The sequence below is a fragment of the Actinomadura craniellae genome, from assembly GCF_003289645.1.
Lineage (GTDB): Bacteria > Actinomycetota > Actinomycetes > Streptosporangiales > Streptosporangiaceae > Actinomadura_D > Actinomadura_D craniellae.
Window position 1 is genome coordinate 37,599 of the sequence record NZ_QLYX01000024.1, and the last position, 15,903, is coordinate 53,501.

The 15,903-nt window shown below is 71.9% G+C and carries 13 protein-coding genes; 8 read left to right on the top strand and 5 right to left on the bottom strand.

The window, feature by feature from the left end:
- Nucleotides 1-250: 250 nt before the first annotated feature.
- The 3 genes from DPM19_RS33315 (at nt 251) to DPM19_RS33325 (ending at nt 5,360) form a co-directional block, all read left to right on the top strand.
- Nucleotides 251-2,344 (top strand): SpoIIE family protein phosphatase, encoded by a 2,094-nt coding sequence (locus DPM19_RS33315; protein ID WP_111872079.1) that lies wholly within the window; start codon nt 251-253, stop codon nt 2,342-2,344.
- A 209-nt stretch (nt 2,345-2,553) separates the two neighbouring features.
- A complete protein-coding gene (locus tag DPM19_RS33320; protein ID WP_111872080.1) occupies nt 2,554-4,170 on the top strand; it encodes an RNA polymerase sigma factor in 1,617 nt (538 codons plus the stop codon).
- Nucleotides 4,171-4,370: 200 nt separating this feature from the next.
- Nucleotides 4,371-5,360, top strand: a complete 990-nt coding sequence (locus DPM19_RS33325) for a hypothetical protein (RefSeq protein ID WP_233511080.1) — start codon at nt 4,371-4,373, stop codon at nt 5,358-5,360.
- A gap of 12 nt (nt 5,361-5,372) precedes the next feature.
- Here the strand turns inward: DPM19_RS33325 and DPM19_RS33330 are convergent, their stop codons facing one another.
- Nucleotides 5,373-6,116 carry a YaaA family protein gene (locus DPM19_RS33330; protein ID WP_111872082.1) on the bottom strand — a complete coding sequence of 248 codons (744 nt, stop codon included), beginning with the start codon at nt 6,114-6,116 and terminating at the stop codon, nt 5,373-5,375.
- An 82-nt stretch (nt 6,117-6,198) separates the two neighbouring features.
- A complete protein-coding gene (locus tag DPM19_RS33335) occupies nt 6,199-6,429 on the bottom strand; it encodes a DUF7455 domain-containing protein (RefSeq protein WP_111872083.1) in 231 nt (76 codons plus the stop codon).
- A 390-nt stretch (nt 6,430-6,819) separates the two neighbouring features.
- On the opposite strand from DPM19_RS33335, the gene DPM19_RS33340 reads away from it, so the two are divergent.
- Nucleotides 6,820-8,910 carry a DNA gyrase/topoisomerase IV subunit B gene (locus tag DPM19_RS33340; RefSeq protein WP_111872084.1) on the top strand — a complete coding sequence of 697 codons (2,091 nt, stop codon included), beginning with the start codon at nt 6,820-6,822 and terminating at the stop codon, nt 8,908-8,910.
- A gap of 160 nt (nt 8,911-9,070) precedes the next feature.
- Here the strand turns inward: DPM19_RS33340 and DPM19_RS33345 are convergent, their stop codons facing one another.
- On the bottom strand, nt 9,071-9,349 hold the full coding sequence (locus tag DPM19_RS33345) for a hypothetical protein (RefSeq protein ID WP_146779087.1): 279 nt from the start codon (nt 9,347-9,349) through the stop codon (nt 9,071-9,073).
- 317 nt (nt 9,350-9,666) lie between these two features.
- On the opposite strand from DPM19_RS33345, the gene DPM19_RS33350 reads away from it, so the two are divergent.
- Nucleotides 9,667-11,034: an APC family permease gene (locus DPM19_RS33350; RefSeq protein ID WP_111872086.1), complete on the top strand. Its 1,368-nt coding sequence runs from the start codon at nt 9,667-9,669 to the stop codon at nt 11,032-11,034.
- A 56-nt stretch (nt 11,035-11,090) separates the two neighbouring features.
- On the opposite strand, the gene DPM19_RS33355 is transcribed toward DPM19_RS33350, so the two are convergent.
- Both DPM19_RS33355 and DPM19_RS33360 read right to left on the bottom strand, forming a co-directional pair.
- Nucleotides 11,091-12,056 carry an acyl-CoA dehydrogenase family protein gene (locus tag DPM19_RS33355; protein ID WP_111872087.1) on the bottom strand — a complete coding sequence of 322 codons (966 nt, stop codon included), beginning with the start codon at nt 12,054-12,056 and terminating at the stop codon, nt 11,091-11,093.
- Nucleotides 12,053-13,180: an acyl-CoA dehydrogenase family protein gene (locus DPM19_RS33360; RefSeq protein WP_111872088.1), complete on the bottom strand. Its 1,128-nt coding sequence runs from the start codon at nt 13,178-13,180 to the stop codon at nt 12,053-12,055. Before DPM19_RS33360 ends, DPM19_RS33355 begins: the two co-directional genes overlap by 4 nt.
- A gap of 44 nt (nt 13,181-13,224) precedes the next feature.
- On the opposite strand from DPM19_RS33360, the gene DPM19_RS33365 reads away from it, so the two are divergent.
- The 3 genes from DPM19_RS33365 to DPM19_RS33375 are packed head-to-tail and all read left to right on the top strand — an operon-like array spanning nt 13,225 to nt 15,835.
- Nucleotides 13,225-14,022, top strand: a complete 798-nt coding sequence (locus DPM19_RS33365; protein WP_111872089.1) for an SDR family oxidoreductase — start codon at nt 13,225-13,227, stop codon at nt 14,020-14,022.
- 14 nt (nt 14,023-14,036) lie between these two features.
- Nucleotides 14,037-14,666: a TetR/AcrR family transcriptional regulator gene (locus tag DPM19_RS33370; protein ID WP_111872090.1), complete on the top strand. Its 630-nt coding sequence runs from the start codon at nt 14,037-14,039 to the stop codon at nt 14,664-14,666.
- Between the two features lie 14 nt (nt 14,667-14,680).
- Nucleotides 14,681-15,835 carry an acetyl-CoA C-acetyltransferase gene (locus tag DPM19_RS33375; protein WP_111872091.1) on the top strand — a complete coding sequence of 385 codons (1,155 nt, stop codon included), beginning with the start codon at nt 14,681-14,683 and terminating at the stop codon, nt 15,833-15,835.
- Nucleotides 15,836-15,903 lie beyond the last annotated feature (68 nt).

Sequence of the window (15,903 nt, forward strand, 5' to 3'; positions counted from 1 at the left end):
ACTTGCTGGGTGAATTTTGCAGTTCCGTCGCCCGGCGTTCCGCCCCGCGGCGGAGCGATCCAGGTCGCCGCGGGTCTGACCGATAAGGATGCCGTTCGGGACTTCCGCCGGCGACGAACCATCGGGATGATGAAGACCTGATTTCGACCGGTGTTGTGATGGAGGCGGGAGCGCTAGCCTGCTCCCATTCACCTACAGTGATGCACATCTGTCTCGCCGTACAGGCCCACCCGCGACGGAGGTGTCGAGGATGAGCGCCGATACTTCCGTTCCGTATCCGCGCGTCTCGGGGCTGGACGCGTCCGACTCGGCGCTCTTCGCGACCCTGATCAGGGAGGCGCCCATCGGGTTCGCCTTCTTCGACGCCGAGCTGAAGTGCCGGCGGATCAACGAGACGCTGGCCGGCGTGCTCGACGCGCGGGCCGACCAGATCGTCGACCGCCCGCTCGGCGAGGCGGTCGGCGAGCGGGTCGCCACCTTCTTTACGGCCGTGCTGAAGAAGGTCATCAGGGAAGACCGCTCCGTCACCGCCGCCGACCCCGAGAGCGACCTCACCACCGCCGAGGGCTGCCCGCCGGACGAGCGGCACTGGGCCTGCTCCTGGTTCCCCTCGCACGGACCCGACGGCAAGGTGCTCGGCGTGGCCCTGATCGCCGTCGACGTGACCGAGCGGCGCCGCGCCGAGGCCGTCCTGCGGCGCAAGGAGGAGCGCTACCGCTCGCTGGTGGAGGCCAGTTCCCAGGTGGTCTGGGTGAGCACGGCCGAGGGCACCGTGTTCGAGGACGCCGCCGAATGGCGGACGATCACCGGCCAGACGCTGGAGGAGTACCTGCACGGCGGTTGGCTGTCGGTGGTGCACCCCGAGGACCGGCAGCGGATCCAGGCGGCCTGGCGCGAGTGCGTGGAGGCCGACCGGATCTTCGAGACCAACTACCGCATCCGCACCAAGTCCGGCACCTACCGGCACTACGACGTGCGCGCCGTGCCGATCCGGCGCGGCACCGAGGTGGTCGAGTGGGTCGGTGCCAACACCGACGTCACCGGGCAGCGCGAGGCCGAGGAGATGCGCGGCCGGCTGACCGAGCAGCTGTCGGCCGCCGCGCTGCGCACCGCCCGGCTGCAGCAGGCCACCTCGATGCTCGCCGAGGCGCTGACGGTCAGCCAGGTGGTGCAGGTCATCACCGAGGTGGGCCGGTCGGCCATCGGCGCCGACAACTCCGCCGTGGCACTGCTGGACGACGACAAGCTGCGGCTGCGGATCATCACCCCGGCCCAGGCCGGCGGCGAGGCCGGCCCTGCGGTGCGCGACGACATCGCCATCAGCGAGCAGACCGTGATGTCGGTGGCGGTCCGCGAGGGCCGTCCGTTCCTGGCCGAGAGCCCCGACAGCCTGCGCCTGCAGCTGGGCAACCGGGACGAGGGCGAGCTGTTCTCCGGGCACACCGAGGAGCGCGCCTGGGTCGGCCTGCCGCTGCTGGCCGCGGGCGCTCCGATCGGCGCGCTGCGCTTTTCCTTCACCCGCCCGCGCGAGATCACCGAGGAGGAGCGGGTCTTCCTGGAGGCGCTGGCCGGCCAGTGCGCCCTGGCGGTGGAGCGCGCGCTGCTGTTCGAACGTGAGCACAAGACCGCCGAGGAGTTGCAGCGCAGCCTGCTGCCCAGCGACCTGCCGCAGCTCACCAACATGGTGCTGGCGGCCCGCTACAACCCCGCCACCCGGCACGTGCAGGTCGGCGGCGACTGGTACGACGCCTTCCACCTGCCCGACGACCGGCTGGCCATCGCGGTCGGCGACGTCATGGGCAAGGGTGTGCTCGCCGCCGCGGGCATGGGCCGCGTCCGCAACGCGCTGCGGGCACTGGCGCTCAACGACCCGCGCCCGGCCGCCGTCCTGGCCGGGCTCGACCGGCTCTTCAGCGCCACCGAGGACGAAGAGCAGTTCACCACGGTCGCCTACGCGGTCATCGACCCCGAGACCGGGCACGGCGTGATCAGCAACGCGGGCCATCCGCCGCCGCTGATCGTCTCGCTCGACGGCCCCGCCCGGGTCAGCGGGGCCGAGCCCGGCACCCCGCTCGGCTGGCCGAGCCAGCGGCAGCAGACGACTTTTTCCGTCCTGACCGGCAACACTGTGGTGTTCTATTCCGATGGACTTGTGGAGAACCGTAGGCGTGGGGTGGACGCCGGCCTCGAAGAGCTTGTCGCGGTCGCGGCCGACGCCCCACCTGAGGTGATAGGAGACCCTGAGAGACTGGTGGACTACCTGGTCGATCGGATGCTTGCTGGGTATGAGCAAGCGGACGATGTGACACTTCTAGCCCTACATGTGCCCCCGAGGACGGCGTAGCGCGTACGAAGGACCACTCCACGCCCCCTAAGGTGGTTGTGTTACCGGGCAAGAGTTCCCGATCGGAATGCGCGGCCGTGCCAGAATGCTTGACCCTAGTGGAACCGGGTACGCTGCGGTCCCGCACCGGGGAGGCCCCGCCTCCGCGAGGTCCCGCCCGCCAGGGCACATGGGTCAATCTAAGCCACACGTTCGTTCGAGAGGTTTTTGTGTCGCCTGCTAGCACCTCGAAAGCGTCAGACCTGCACGAGCACGTCATCGCGCAACTGATCGAGCGTGGACGGTCCCAGGGTTACCTCGAAGCCGACGATGTACGACGTACATTCGAGGAGGCAGATATCCCCGTCTCCAAGGCCACGAGCATCTTGCGGAGCCTCAGCAAGGAGGGTGTGACCGTCATGGTGAGCGCTGCCGACTCCGCAGCACCGAAGCGTCCGCGCAAGCGCGCGACGCCGGCGGGGCGCAAGGGAAAGACCACCGCCGCGGCAGCCAAGGAACAGCCCGACACGGTGACCGCCGTCGTGGAGGACATGGAGCCGGCCGAGCCGGAGCGCCCGGCCAAGCCCGCCCCGCGGCCGAAGCGGGCCGCGGCCAAGAAGCCCGCCGCGGCGGCCGCCAAGAAGGCGGCCCCGAAGAAGGCCGAGCCCAAGAAGGCCGCCACCGACAAGAAGGCCGAGCCGGAGCCGGGCGAGGACGACGTCGACGTGGCCGACCTCGACGCCGACCTCGAGGACCTCGAGGCCGAGCTGGCCGCCGAGGACGACACCACCGAGGCGCCCGAGGCCGAAGAGCCGGCGGCGGCCGGGCAGCGGGCGGGCAAGAAGCCCGCCGGCGCCACCAGCTCCGAGGAGGAGGCGTTCGTCCTCGGTGACGACGACGAGGACGCCCCGGCCCAGCAGATCGCCGCGGCCGGCGCCACCGCCGACCCCGTCAAGGACTACCTCAAGCAGATCGGCAAGGTGCCCCTGCTCAACGCCGAGCAGGAGGTCGAGCTCGCCAAGCGCATCGAGGCGGGGCTCTTCGCCGAGGAACGGCTGGCCTCCGAGGCGGGCCGGCTGTCGGAGGAGGACCACGAGGACCTCGAGTGGATCGCCGAGGACGGGCGCCGGGCCAAGAACCACCTGCTCGAGGCCAACCTGCGGCTGGTGGTCTCGCTGGCCAAGCGCTACACCGGCCGCGGCATGCTGTTCCTGGATCTCATTCAGGAGGGCAACCTCGGCCTGATCCGCGCGGTGGAGAAGTTCGACTACACCAAGGGCTACAAGTTCTCCACCTACGCCACCTGGTGGATCCGGCAGGCGATCACCCGTGCCATGGCCGACCAGGCCCGCACCATCCGGATACCGGTGCACATGGTCGAAGTGATCAACAAGCTGGCCCGGGTGCAGCGGCAGATGCTCCAGGACCTCGGCCGCGAGCCGACCCCGGAGGAACTGGCCAAGGAACTCGACATGACCCCCGAGAAGGTCGTCGAGGTGCAGAAGTACGGCCGCGAGCCGATTTCGCTGCACACCCCGCTGGGCGAGGACGGCGACAGCGAGTTCGGCGACCTGATCGAGGACTCCGAGGCGATCGTCCCGGCCGACGCGGTCAGCTTCACGTTGCTCCAGGAGCAGTTGCACTCGGTGCTGGACACGCTGAGTGAGCGCGAGGCGGGTGTGGTGTCGATGCGGTTCGGCCTCACCGACGGCCAGCCCAAGACGCTGGACGAGATCGGCAAGGTGTACGGGGTCACCCGGGAGCGCATCCGGCAGATCGAGTCCAAGACCATGTCGAAGCTGCGGCACCCGTCGCGCTCGCAGGTGCTGCGCGACTACCTCGACTGACGCGCCGCGGGCTCCCTTCCGGCGCACGTACCGGGAGGGGGCCGCAGCGCCATGTTACGGCCGTGTGTACGGCTAGGGGCCGTTGTTATTGACATTCGGCAAAGGTCCAGGTCAAGGTGCTTTGTCTATGTAACGTACTGTTTACAGCAAAGTAGCGCGAGCCGACCCACATCTTCCTACGCTCCTCGGCTATGGGAGTGATGGAGGTTGACCGCGTGCACAGCCAGCCCTCCGGGGTTCGCCCCCGAGCGGCCCGCGTGATCCGCGGGCGTGCCTGGCTGGACCCCGTCCTCGACCGCGCTGTCGAGGCAGTCAGCGACCGCTACATGAGAGTCGGCGTCTCCGCCCTGGCCGAGAGCCGCACCGACCCCGAACTTCGTTCCTTGCGGGTCGAAGCCCTGGCCAAGGCCGCCGTGGGATGGAGCCAGGGCGTCGAATCCCTGCTGGCAGAAGATCCGGGCAACCCCGATCTGTGGCTCTGGCTGGGCCGGACCCGGGTCGAGGAGGCGTGGCGGATCCGTCCCGACGCGCGGGCGCGCGCCGTCCAGGCCGCCGGGTTCACCGCCTACACCAAGAAGATGCGGTCGGCCCGCGAGCCGCTGATGACCGCGGCGGAGAAGTGGCCCGACGACCCGGTTCCCTGGGAGTCGATGCTCTGGGCGGCGCTCGGTTCCGATTTGGACCGTGACGAAAAGGACCGCCTCTGGAAGGAGGCGCAGCGCCGCTGGCCGACCCTGTACGGGGCGCATGTCGCCCGGGTCATCATGCTGTCCCCGCAGTGGGGCGGGATGGCCGAGGAGATGTTCGACTTCGCCCGGGTGGCGATGAGCATGGCTCCCCGGCACGACCCGCGCGCCGCGCTGATCCCGCTGGCCTACTTCGAGTACTTCGTCCAGGAGCGGTCGGGCATCATCCGAGGTTCCTCGTCGTGGTTCTCGGCGGAGGAGTGCCGGGACGTCGAGGCCGCGGCCCGCGGCTGGTTCGAAGGGCACCGCCCGCACCCCCGGACGATCGAGGCGCACAACCTGTTCGGCGCGGCCTTCCACCTCGCCGACGCACGCCGGCCGGCCCGCCAGCACCTCAACCGGACGCTCGGCCGGCCCAGCAGCCTGCCGTGGAGCTACCTCGGCAGCGACCCGGTCGACCAGTACCTCAAGGCCTGCAAGCAACTCAACCTGACCGTCACCTGATCTTCCGGCGGCTCAGTCCGAGAGGATCACGTCCAGGTATCGACCGTTCAGCTCGGCGACGTGTCCGAGACCGGCCACGGCCTTGAGTAGTTCCCGCGGCGTCCCCGGATCGACTCCGGCCGCCAGCAGATCGTGCGCGATCAGCCCCCGGGTGGCCTTGGCCATGTGGCTCACCACCGTGCGCCGCGGCGTGCCGTCCACGATGCGCTCGCGGAACACCCGCACCGCCACCGCCGGTCCCGGCGGAGCCCAGGCTGCCGCGTACGGCGCCGAGCGCATGTCGACGACTAGCCCGCCCGGCGTGCCGAGCGCCTCGACGAGCGCCGGCCGCCAGAAGGCCGCCAGGCGGCCCAGCGGGGGCAACGAGACGTTCATGGCCAGTCGGTAGGGCGGGACGTGGTCGGAGAGCCGCAGCGCCCCCCACAGGCCCGAGAAGACGACGATCCGGGCGGCGGCGTGCGCCGGGTCGAGCGTGGGCAGCGCCAGGTTGTCGTAGAGGACGCCGGTGTAGAGCCGGGCCGCCGGCAGCGTCGGGGCGCCGCGCAGCGCCCGGTTGCGGGCCAGCGCGGCCGCCGCCTGCCCGGCGGGCAGCCCGAGCAGTTCCGCGGCGTCGTCCCGGGCGCACGCCTGGACCAGCGCTTCCAGCACCCGCGCGCGGGCGGGATTCAGCTCGGGCAGGCTCAGCCCGGCCGGGTCGAGCGGCGGGCCGTCCGCGTCGGTCGCCTTGCCCTCCGACGGTGGCAGCAGGATGAGCATGGACGACTCCTGAATGGCCGTGAGGCGTCCGAAACGGCGGCCACCGCTCGGGTGACCGCCGTTTCCGGATCTATGTAGGGGGCTACCGCTCGTCGTTGGGCGCGGTGGCCGGGGTTTCGATGAGCCTGTTGGTCTCGTCGTGGATGTCGGCCCCGGTCGAGCGGAGCGCTCCACTGAACTTGCGCCCGTGGTGGGCGCAGAACAGCAGGTCGTTTCCGCCGGCAAGGACTGCACGGACGTAGGCCTGGGCGCCGCAGCGGTCGCAGCGATCCACGGCCGTCAGCGGCTTCGATGGGGCAAGGGCTCCAGTCACGGCACCTTCCTCGTCTCGGGGTCGGTACTTAGGAGAACATCTAACCCGACGTTGACGTTCCCAACCTGCATCTCAGTACGCCCAGAGCAGAATGTCCCAGTAAGTGACACACCTCACAAAGGCCCTACTTGTCTACTTATGGACATCGTCCTGCGAGGCGGTGGTGGCCTGCGAGGACACCGGAAAACCAGATACCACCCGCAAGCGCCCGCCCGCCGCCGACAAGGCCGTGTATTTCGCGGACGGCCCGCCGATCGCTCCGTATTGTGTGCGGAGCCCGGCAGGCCCGTGGCGGAGCAGCCCCCGCGGACGGCGAGCCCGCGGGTGAATTGTCGGAGGCCCCGGGTAGCCTTCCTTCCGATGTCCTGACCCCCGAGGAGTTCAAGCAAGTTGACCGCCGCGACCGCCGAAGCGCCCGCCGACGACCCGCACGGCTACTCAGCCCGACACCTCTCGGTGCTGGAGGGCCTGGAGGCCGTGCGCAAGCGCCCGGGCATGTACATCGGGTCCACCGACAGCCGGGGCCTGATCCACTGCCTGTGGGAGATCGTCGACAACTCCGTCGACGAGGCCCTGGCCGGGCACTGCGGTCACATCGAGGTCGTGCTGCACGCCGACGGGTCCATCGAGGTCGGCGACGACGGCCGCGGCATCCCCGTCGACATTGAGCCCAAGACCGGCCTGCCCGGCGTCGAGCTGGTGATGACCCGGCTGCACGCGGGCGGCAAGTTCGGCGGCATCTCCTACACCGCCTCCGGCGGCCTGCACGGAGTCGGCGCCTCGGTCGTCAACGCGCTGTCGGCCCGCCTCGACGTCGAGGTCGACCGCGCCGGCCACACCCACGCCATGAGCTTCCGGCGGGGCATCCCCGGCGAGTTCGCCGACGACGGCCGGCCCGACGCGCGGTTCAAGAAGAAGTCCGGCATGCGGCAGGTCCGCAAGGTCGCCCGCAAGGTCACCGGCACCCGGGTGCGGTTCTGGCCCGACCGGCAGATCTTCCTCAAGGACGCCACCATCGACGTCGACCTGGTGCTCGACCGGATGCGGCAGACCGCCTTCCTGGTGCCCGGCCTGCAGATCACCGTCCGCGACGAGACCGGCGCCGAGCCGACCTCCGAGACCTTCCGCTTCGAGGGCGGCATCGGCGAGTTCTGCACCTACCTCGCCGCCGACGCCGCCGTCACCGACGTGCTGCGGCTGGAGGGCCGGGGGCACTTCACCGAGACCATCCCGGTCCTCGACGAGCAGGGCCACCTGACCCCGACCGACGTCGAGCGCGACCTCGAGGTCGACATCGCGCTGCGCTGGGGCGCCGGCTACGACTCGGCCGTCCGGTCGTTCGTCAACGTCATCGCCACCCCCAAGGGCGGCACCCACGTCACCGGCTTCGAGCGGGCCCTGGTGCGCGTCGTCAACGAGCAGCTCAGCTCCACCCGGCTGCTCAAGAGCAACGACGACCCGGTCACCAAGGAGGACGTCCTCGAGGGCATGACCGCCGTGGTGACCGTGCGGCTGCCCGAGCCCCAGTTCGAGGGCCAGACCAAGGAGATCCTCGGCACCTCCGCGGCCACCCGCATCGTCTCGCAGGTGGTCACCCGCGAGCTCAAGGCCGCGTTCGAGTCCACCAAGCGCGCCGAGAAGCAGCAGTTGCGGGCCGTGCTGGAGAAGGTCGTGGCGGCGGCCAAGACCCGCATCGCCGCCCGCACCCAGCGCGACAACCAGCGCCGCAAGACCGCCCTGGAGAACTCCGCGCTGCCGGCCAAGCTGGTCGACTGCCGTACCGCCGACGACCGCAGCGAGCTGTTCATCGTCGAGGGCGACTCGGCGCTGGGCACCGCCAAGCTGGCCCGCAACTCCGAGTTCCAGGCGCTGCTGCCCATCCGAGGCAAGATCCTCAACGTGCAGAAGGCGTCCGTCGCCGACATGCTCAAGAACACCGAGTGCGCCGCCATCATCCAGGTCGTCGGCGCCGGCTCCGGCCGCACCTTCGACGTCGACGCCGCCCGTTATGGGCGAATTGTTCTAATGACCGACGCGGACGTGGACGGCGCTCATATTAGGTGCCTGCTGATCACTCTGATCCACCGGTACATGCGGCCGATGCTGGAGGCCGGGCGGGTGTTCGCGGCGGTGCCCCCGCTGCACCGGATCGAGCTGTCCCGGCCCAAGCGCGGGCAGGACAAGTACATCTACACCTACTCGGACGCGGAGCTGCGCAAGAAGCTGGTCGAGCTGGAGCGCAGGAAGCAGAGCTGGAAGGAGCCGATCCAGCGCTACAAGGGCCTGGGTGAGATGGACGCCGACCAGCTGGCCGAGACCACCATGGACCCGCAGCACCGGATGCTCCGCCGGATCCGGATCGAGGACGCCGAGGAGGCGAGCCGGATCTTCGACCTGCTGATGGGCAGCGAGGTCGCGCCGCGCCGCGAGTTCATCGTCGGCGGCGCGGCCGAGCTGGACACCGAGCGCATCGACACCTGATCCCGCCGCACGCTCGGGCCCGAGGGCCGGCCGAGCGTCCGGGTTCCCCGCCTCGGGACAGGGTGGCCCGTGTCCACGGGCGCGGACCGGCGTCCGCCCCGGCAGCGATGTGGGCGGCGTCGAGTGGCCCGCGCCCTCGGGCGCGGGCCACCCCCGTCCGTCAGGCGAAGATGCACGTGTCCACGTAGTTGCTCAGGCTGTCCTGGTACACCCCGTACCACCAGGCGGCCTCCGCATGGTGACCGCCCGCCTGGTAGTGCCGGTACGCGAAGTACGCGGCGTTCATGCTCTTCAGGATGCCCGCGCAGCTCGGGGGTCTGGCCTCGGCGACGCCGGTGACGCCGCCGAGGGTGATCGCGGCTGCCAGCGCGACCGCCGAGCCGCGCAGCGCGAGGGCCAGTCCCCGCTTCCGGGCCGGCGGCCGGTCGTTGCTGCTCATGATTCCTCCGTTCGGGTGCGTGCCGGTGTGCCGCACCTGTTCACCCGAGTCGATGAGCGTGGCCGAGCTCCGGTTCGCCGCGCCGGTTGCCGCCCGGTTGCCGTGCTGCTCACCGCGTCCGTGCCGGAAAGCGACGGAACGGCGCACGCGTGCCCGTCCCGCCGGGCCGGCCGCCCCGGGCCGGAAGGGCCGGGCCGGCACCGCGCGAACCCCGCCGGAACCCCGGCGGGGTTCGCGGGTTCCGTCCGCCCGTTTGCCGCGGGTGGAGGGGGAATCCTTCGCCTGCGAACGAGGGGACCGAGGCGAGGAGGCGGGGCGTGACGGCGGTCGAGGAGGCCGAGCGGTCGGGCGGTGGGCTGCGGCGGGTCATCGGGCGGAAGGTGCTGCTGCTGTTCGTGATCGGGGACATCCTCGGGGCGGGCATCTACGCGCTGGTCGGGCAGGTGGCCGGGGAGGTCGGCGGGGCGGTGTGGGTACCGTTCCTGGCGGCGTTCGTGCTGGCCGCGCTGACGGCGACCGCGTACGCGGAACTGGTCGGCAAGTACCCGCGGGCCGCGGGGGCGGCGCTGTACACGCAGCGGGCGTTCTCGATCCCGTTCCTGACCTTCATGGTGGCGTTCGCGGTGATGATGAGCGGCATCACTTCGGCGAGCGCGGCGGCGCGGGCCTTCGGCGGCGACTACCTCGCGGAGTTCGTCACTGTGCCGACGGTGGTCGGCGCGCTGGTCTTCCTGGGCCTGGTGACGCTGGTGAACCTTGCCGGGATCTCCGAGTCGATCAAGGTGAACGTGGTGCTCACCCTGATCGAGGCGTTCGGCCTGCTGGTGATCATGGTGATCGGGGCGTTCGCGCTGCTGGCGGGGGATGGCGAGCCCGCCCGGGCGCTGGAGTTCCAGCCCGCGAACGGGGCGTTCCTGGGCGTGCTGGGCGGCACCGCGCTGGCGTTCTACGCGTTGCTCGGCTTCGAGGACTCGGTGAACCTGGCCGAGGAGACCCGGGATCCGCAGCGGGACTTCCCGCGCGCGCTGTTCGGCGGGCTGGCGGTGACGGTGGTCATCTACGTGGCGGTGGCCTTCACCGCCACGATGCTCGTGGAGACGAAGACGCTGGAGGCGTCCGACGGCCCGCTGCTGGAGGTGGTCAAGGCGGCCGGGCTGGCGTTCCCGCCCAAGCTGTTCGCGCTGATCGCGCTGCTGGCGGTGGGGAACACCGCGCTGATCAACATGATCATGGCCTCCCGGCTGGTCTACGGGATGGCCCGGGAGGGCATCGTGCCGCCGGTCTTCGCCCGGATGCATCCGACGCGGGCCACCCCGTGGGCGGCGATCGCCTTCACCGTGGCGATCGCGGTCGTCCTGGTGTGCACGGGCGAGATCGGCGGGCTGGCCGACACCACCGTGCTGCTGCTCCTCTGTGTGTTCGCCCTGGTCAACGTGTGCGTGCTGGTGCTGCGCCGGGAGCGGGCCGAGCATCCGCACTTCCGCGCGCCGACCTGGGCACCGGTGCTCGGCGCGGCGGCCTGCCTGGTGCTGATCACTCCGCTGACGGGCCGGGAGGCCGAGGTGTACCTGCGGGCGGCGATCCTGCTCGGCGTCGGCGTGGTGCTCTGGTTCGTCAACCGCCTCCTGGTCGGCCGGCCCACCGGCGCCGACGTCGCCCGGATCGGCGAGGACCGGCCCGGCTGACGGCACGAACCAGCCCGATGCGGCCGTGGACATGCGGCGCCCGGTGCCGGGCGCCGTCACAGGGCGGCGGCGACCCGGGCCCGGTGGTCGGCGGGGGAGCCCCAGGCGGAGCGCAGCGCGCGGGCCTTCCTGATCCACAGGCTGGGGTCGTACTCGTCGGTGTAGCCGATCGCGCCGTGGACCTGGAGGGCGGCCAGGGCGGCGGCGTACGCGGCGTCGGCGGCGGCGACCTTGGCCGCGGACACGTCCCGGGCGAAGGTGTCCGAGCCGTGGGCCAGGGCCGCGCCGTGGATCAGCGGGCGGGCGAACTCCAGCCCGACAAGGGCGTCGGCGAGCCGGTGCTTGACCGCCTGGAACTCGCCGATGGGCCGGCCGAACTGGCGGCGCGTCCGCGCGTACTCCACCGAGACCTCCAGGAGCCGGCGGCCCACGCCGAGGTGCTGCGCGGCGCAGGCCAGCGCGCCCAGGTCATAGGCGGCGGCGACGGCCTCGGGGCCGTCGGCGAGGAGGTCGCCCGGGGACACCCGGAACGGCCGCCGCCCGGGGTCCAGCGAGGTGAGTGCCGTGCCCTCGGGGACGCCCGTCCGCACCCGGCCGTCGCCCACCGTCAGGACCAGGTCGGCGAGGTCGGCGTCGAGGGCGTGCGGGACGGCCGGGGGGAGGGCGAGGGAGACGACGGCGGTGCCGTCGGCGATCCGGGGCAGCCAGGCGTCGGCCAGGCCGGTGTCGCCGAGCCGGTCGATCAGCGCGGCGGCGGCGACCGTCTCCACGATCGGGCCGGGTACGGCGTGCCGGCCCAGCTCGTGCATGGCGGTGACCAGTTCCACCGGGTGGGTCCCGGCGCCGCCGTGCCGTTCGGGGACGGCCAGCGCGAACACCCCGGCCCGGGCGATCGCCGACCACAGCGCGCGGCGCGGGCCCGCGGCGCCGGACCGGACGGTGGCCGGGACGTCCGCCCCGGCCAGCAGCTTGTCCAGGGTGTCGCCGAACAGCCGCTGCTCGGCGTCCAGGACGAACTTCATCGGGATCCTCTCGGCAGGCCGAGCACCCGCTCGGCGACGACGTCGCGCTGGATCTCGTTGGTGCCGGCGTAGATGGGGCCGGCGAGGGAGAAGACGTAGCCTTCCAGCCACTCGCCGGCGAGTTCGCCGTCGGGGCCGAGCAGGTCGAGCGCGGTCTCGTGCAGGGCGACGTCGAGGTCGGACCAATAGAGCTTGTTGACGCTGGCCTCGGCACCGATGTCGTCGGTGCGGGAGATGGTCTCGAACCCCTTGAGCCGGTAGGCGCGGGCCCGGATCCAGGCGTCCGCGACCCGGTCGCGCAGCGCGGTGTCGGCGGGGTCGGCGCGCTCCCGCCAGAGGGCGGCCAGCCGTTCGGCGGCGGCGGTGAACCGGCCGGGGCTGCGCAGGGTGAGGCCGCGCTCGTTGCCGGCGGTGCTCATCGCCACCCGCCAGCCGTCGCCGGGGGCGCCGATGATGTCGGCGTCGGGCACGAACACCTCGTCGAGGAACAGTTCGGCGAAGGCGGGTTTGCCGTCGAGCCGCCCGATCGGCCGGACAGTCACCCCGGCGGCGTCCAGGGGGAACATCGCGTAGGTGAGCCCGCGGTGGCGTTCGGAGCCGGGTTCGCGGAACAGGCCGAAGGCGCGGTCGGCGAAGGCCGCGCGGGAGCTCCAGGTCTTCTGCCCGTCCAGCCGCCAGCCGCCGGTGACCCGGGTGGCGGTGGCGCGTAGCGCGGCGAGGTCGCTGCCCGCGCCGGGCTCTGACCAGGCCTGGGCCCAGATGACCTCGCCCGCGGCCATCGGCGGGAGGACCCGGGCGAGCTGCTGTGGGGTGCCGTGCTTGAGCAGGGTGGGGGCGAGCAGGTTGACGCCGTTCTGGCTGACGCGGCCGGGGGCGCCCGCGGCGTAGTACTCCTCCTCGAAGATCAGCCATTCCAGGGGGGTGGCGTCCCGGCCGCCGTAGGCGGTGGGCCAGGAGACGGCCGAGAGCCGGGCGGCGCCGAGTTCCCGTTCCCACGCGCGGTGGGCGGTGAAGCCCTCGGCGGTCTCCAGCGAGGGCAGCGGTTCGGCCGGGATGTGGGCGCGCAGCCAGGTGCGCACCTCCTGCCGGAACTCCTCCTCGGCCGGGCTGAAATCGAGGTCCATGACCGCCCCATTCTTTCTAACAACTGTTTGGTAGAGTAACGCACGTGAACCAGCACGCGAAGGCGCCACCGCCGTACGTCCCCGGGCACGGCCTGCTGCAGGACCGGGTGGTGGTGGTGACCGCCGCCGCCGGCGCGGGCATCGGCGGCGCGACCGCGCGCCGCTGCCTGGAGGAAGGCGCCAAGGTCGTGCTCAGCGACGCCCACCAGCGCCGGCTGGCCGAGTCGCGGGCCGGCCTGGAGCGGCAGTTCGGCACCGCCCGGGTCGCCGCGCACCCCTGCGACGTGACGGACGAAGCCCAGGTCCAGGCCCTGTACGCGGCCGCGCTCGACCGGTTCGGCCGGATCGACGTGGCGGTCAACAACGCGGGCCTGGGCGGCACCGCCGACCTGGCCGACATGACCGACGAGCAGTGGGACCGGGTGCTGGACGTCACCCTGAACGGCACCATGCGCTGCACCCGCGCCGCGCTGCGGATCATGCGCGACCAGGACGGCGGCGGAGTGATCGTCAACAACGCCTCGGTGATCGGCTGGCGGGCGCAGCGGGGCCAGTCGCACTACGCCGCCGCTAAGGCGGGGGTGATGGCGCTCACCCGGTGCGCCGCGCTGGAGGCCGCCGAGCACGGGGTGCGGATCAACGCGGTCGCCCCCTCCCTGGCGATGCACCCCCACCTGGTCAAGGTGACGTCGGCGGAACTGCTGGCCGAGCTGACCGAGCGCGAGGCCTTCGGCCGCTACGCCGAGCCCTGGGAGGTGGCGAACGTTATCGTCTTCCTCGCCGCCGACTACTCCTCGTACATGACGGGTGAGGTCGTGTCGGTCTCCAGCCAGCATCCCTAGGAAGACGACGAACCATGAGTCCACGCCGCCGAGACGCCGAGGGCACCGCCACCGCGAGGGCGGGCCGGCGGGCCGAACTGCTCGCCGTCGCCGCCGAGGTGTTCGCCTCCCGCGGCTACTCCGCCACCACCGTCCGGGAGGTGGCGGACGCCGCGGGCATCCTCGGAGGCAGCCTCTACTACCACTTCGACTCCAAGGAGTCGATGGCCGACGAGATCCTGTCGACCTTCCTGGACGACATGTGGACGTCCTACGACCGGGTCCTCGCCGCCGGCCTGGGCGCCCGCGAGACGCTGGCGGCGGTCGTCGCGGAATCCTTCCGCTGCATCGACGCGCACCGGCCCGCCGTCGTGCTCTACCAGAACGAGTCCAAGCACCTGGCCACCAGCCCGCGCTTCGCGTACCTGCTCGACTCCCACCGCCGGTTCGAGGAGATGTGGCTCGGCCTGCTGGAGCGCGGCGTCCGCGAGGGCGTGCTCCGCGCCGACCTCGACCGCCCCCTGGTCTACCGGTTCATCCGCGACACCGTCTGGGTGGCCGCCGGCTGGTACCGGCCCGGTGGCCGGCTCACCGCCGGCGAGATCGCCAAACAGTACCTCGCCATGGTCCTCGAAGGGATCCAGGCGCACCCCCCGACCCCCTGAACGGAGATCACGTCATGGCCGAGGCCTACATCGTCGAGGCGGTCCGCACCCCGGTCGGCCGGCGCGGCGGCGGACTGTCCGGCGTCCACCCCGCGGACCTGGGCGCGCACGTGCTGACCGAGCTGATGAAACGCTCCGGCGCCGATCCCGCGGCCGTCGAGGACGTGGTGTTCGGCTGCGTCGACGCCGTGGGCCCGCAGGCCGGCGACATCGCCCGCACCTGCTGGCTGGCGGCCGGGCTGCCCGAGGAGGTCCCCGGCGTGACGGTCGACCGGCAGTGCGGCTCCTCCCAGCAGGCCGTGCACTTCGCCGCGCAGGCGGTGCTGTCGGGCACGGCCGACCTGGTGGTGGCGGGCGGCGTGCAGAACATGTCGCAGATCCCGATCGCGTTCGCGATGACCGCCGCCGAGCCGCTCGGCTTCGACCGCGGCCCGTTCGCCGGCTCCACCGGGTGGACGGCCCGGTACGGAGACGTCGAGGTCTCCCAGTTCAACGGCGCCGAGATGATCGCCGAGCAGTGGGACCTCTCCCGGGCGGCGATGGAGGAGTTCGCCTACCGCTCGCACCAGCGGGCGATCACCGCGATCGACGAGGGCCGCTTCGACCGCGAGATCGCCCCCTGCGCGGGGGTCGCCACCGACGAGGGCCCGCGCCGCGACACCTCCCCGGAGAAGATGGCCGGGCTGAAGCCGCTGGCCGAGGGCGGCCGGCTCACCGCCGCGCTGGCGTCGCAGATCTCCGACGGCTCGGCCGCGCTGCTGATCGCCTCCGAGCGGGCCGTCCGCGACCACGGGCTGACCCCCCGGGCCCGGATCCACCACCTGTCGGCGCGCGGCGAGGACCCGATCCGGATGCTCTCGGCACCGATCCCGGCCACCGCGTACGCGCTGAAGAAGGCCGGCATGACGATCGGCGACATCGACGCCGTCGAGATCAACGAGGCGTTCGCCAGCGTGGTGCTGGCCTGGCTGAAGGACACCGGCGCCGACCCGGCCAGGGTCAACCCCAACGGCGGGGCCATCGCGCTGGGCCACCCGCTGGGCGCCACCGGGGCCCGGCTGATGACGAGCCTGCTGCACGAGCTGGAGCGCACCGGCGGCCGGTACGGGCTGCAGACCATGTGCGAGGGCGGCGGCCAGGCCAACGTCACGATCATCGAACGGCTCTGACGCGACCGCGGGTCCGCCGTGTGCCTACGATGATCGGTGGGGGTCCGCCGGCGCCCCGCCCGCGGACC

Excerpts from the sequence above, each read along its gene's own strand:
- DPM19_RS33355 (WP_111872087.1), bottom strand. The coding sequence starts at position 12,056 with ATGAAGTTCGTCCTGGACGCCGAGCAGCGGCTGTTCGGCGACACCCTG.
- DPM19_RS33375 (WP_111872091.1), top strand. The coding sequence starts at position 14,681 with ATGGCCGAGGCCTACATCGTCGAGGCGGTCCGCACCCCGGTCGGCCGG.
- DPM19_RS33315 (WP_111872079.1), top strand. The coding sequence starts at position 251 with ATGAGCGCCGATACTTCCGTTCCGTATCCGCGCGTCTCGGGGCTGGAC.
- DPM19_RS33360 (WP_111872088.1), bottom strand. The coding sequence starts at position 13,180 with ATGGACCTCGATTTCAGCCCGGCCGAGGAGGAGTTCCGGCAGGAGGTG.
- DPM19_RS33370 (WP_111872090.1), top strand. The coding sequence starts at position 14,037 with ATGAGTCCACGCCGCCGAGACGCCGAGGGCACCGCCACCGCGAGGGCG.
- DPM19_RS33330 (WP_111872082.1), bottom strand. The coding sequence starts at position 6,116 with ATGCTCATCCTGCTGCCACCGTCGGAGGGCAAGGCGACCGACGCGGAC.
- DPM19_RS33325 (WP_233511080.1), top strand. The coding sequence starts at position 4,371 with ATGGAGGTTGACCGCGTGCACAGCCAGCCCTCCGGGGTTCGCCCCCGA.
- DPM19_RS33345 (WP_146779087.1), bottom strand. The coding sequence starts at position 9,349 with ATGAGCAGCAACGACCGGCCGCCGGCCCGGAAGCGGGGACTGGCCCTC.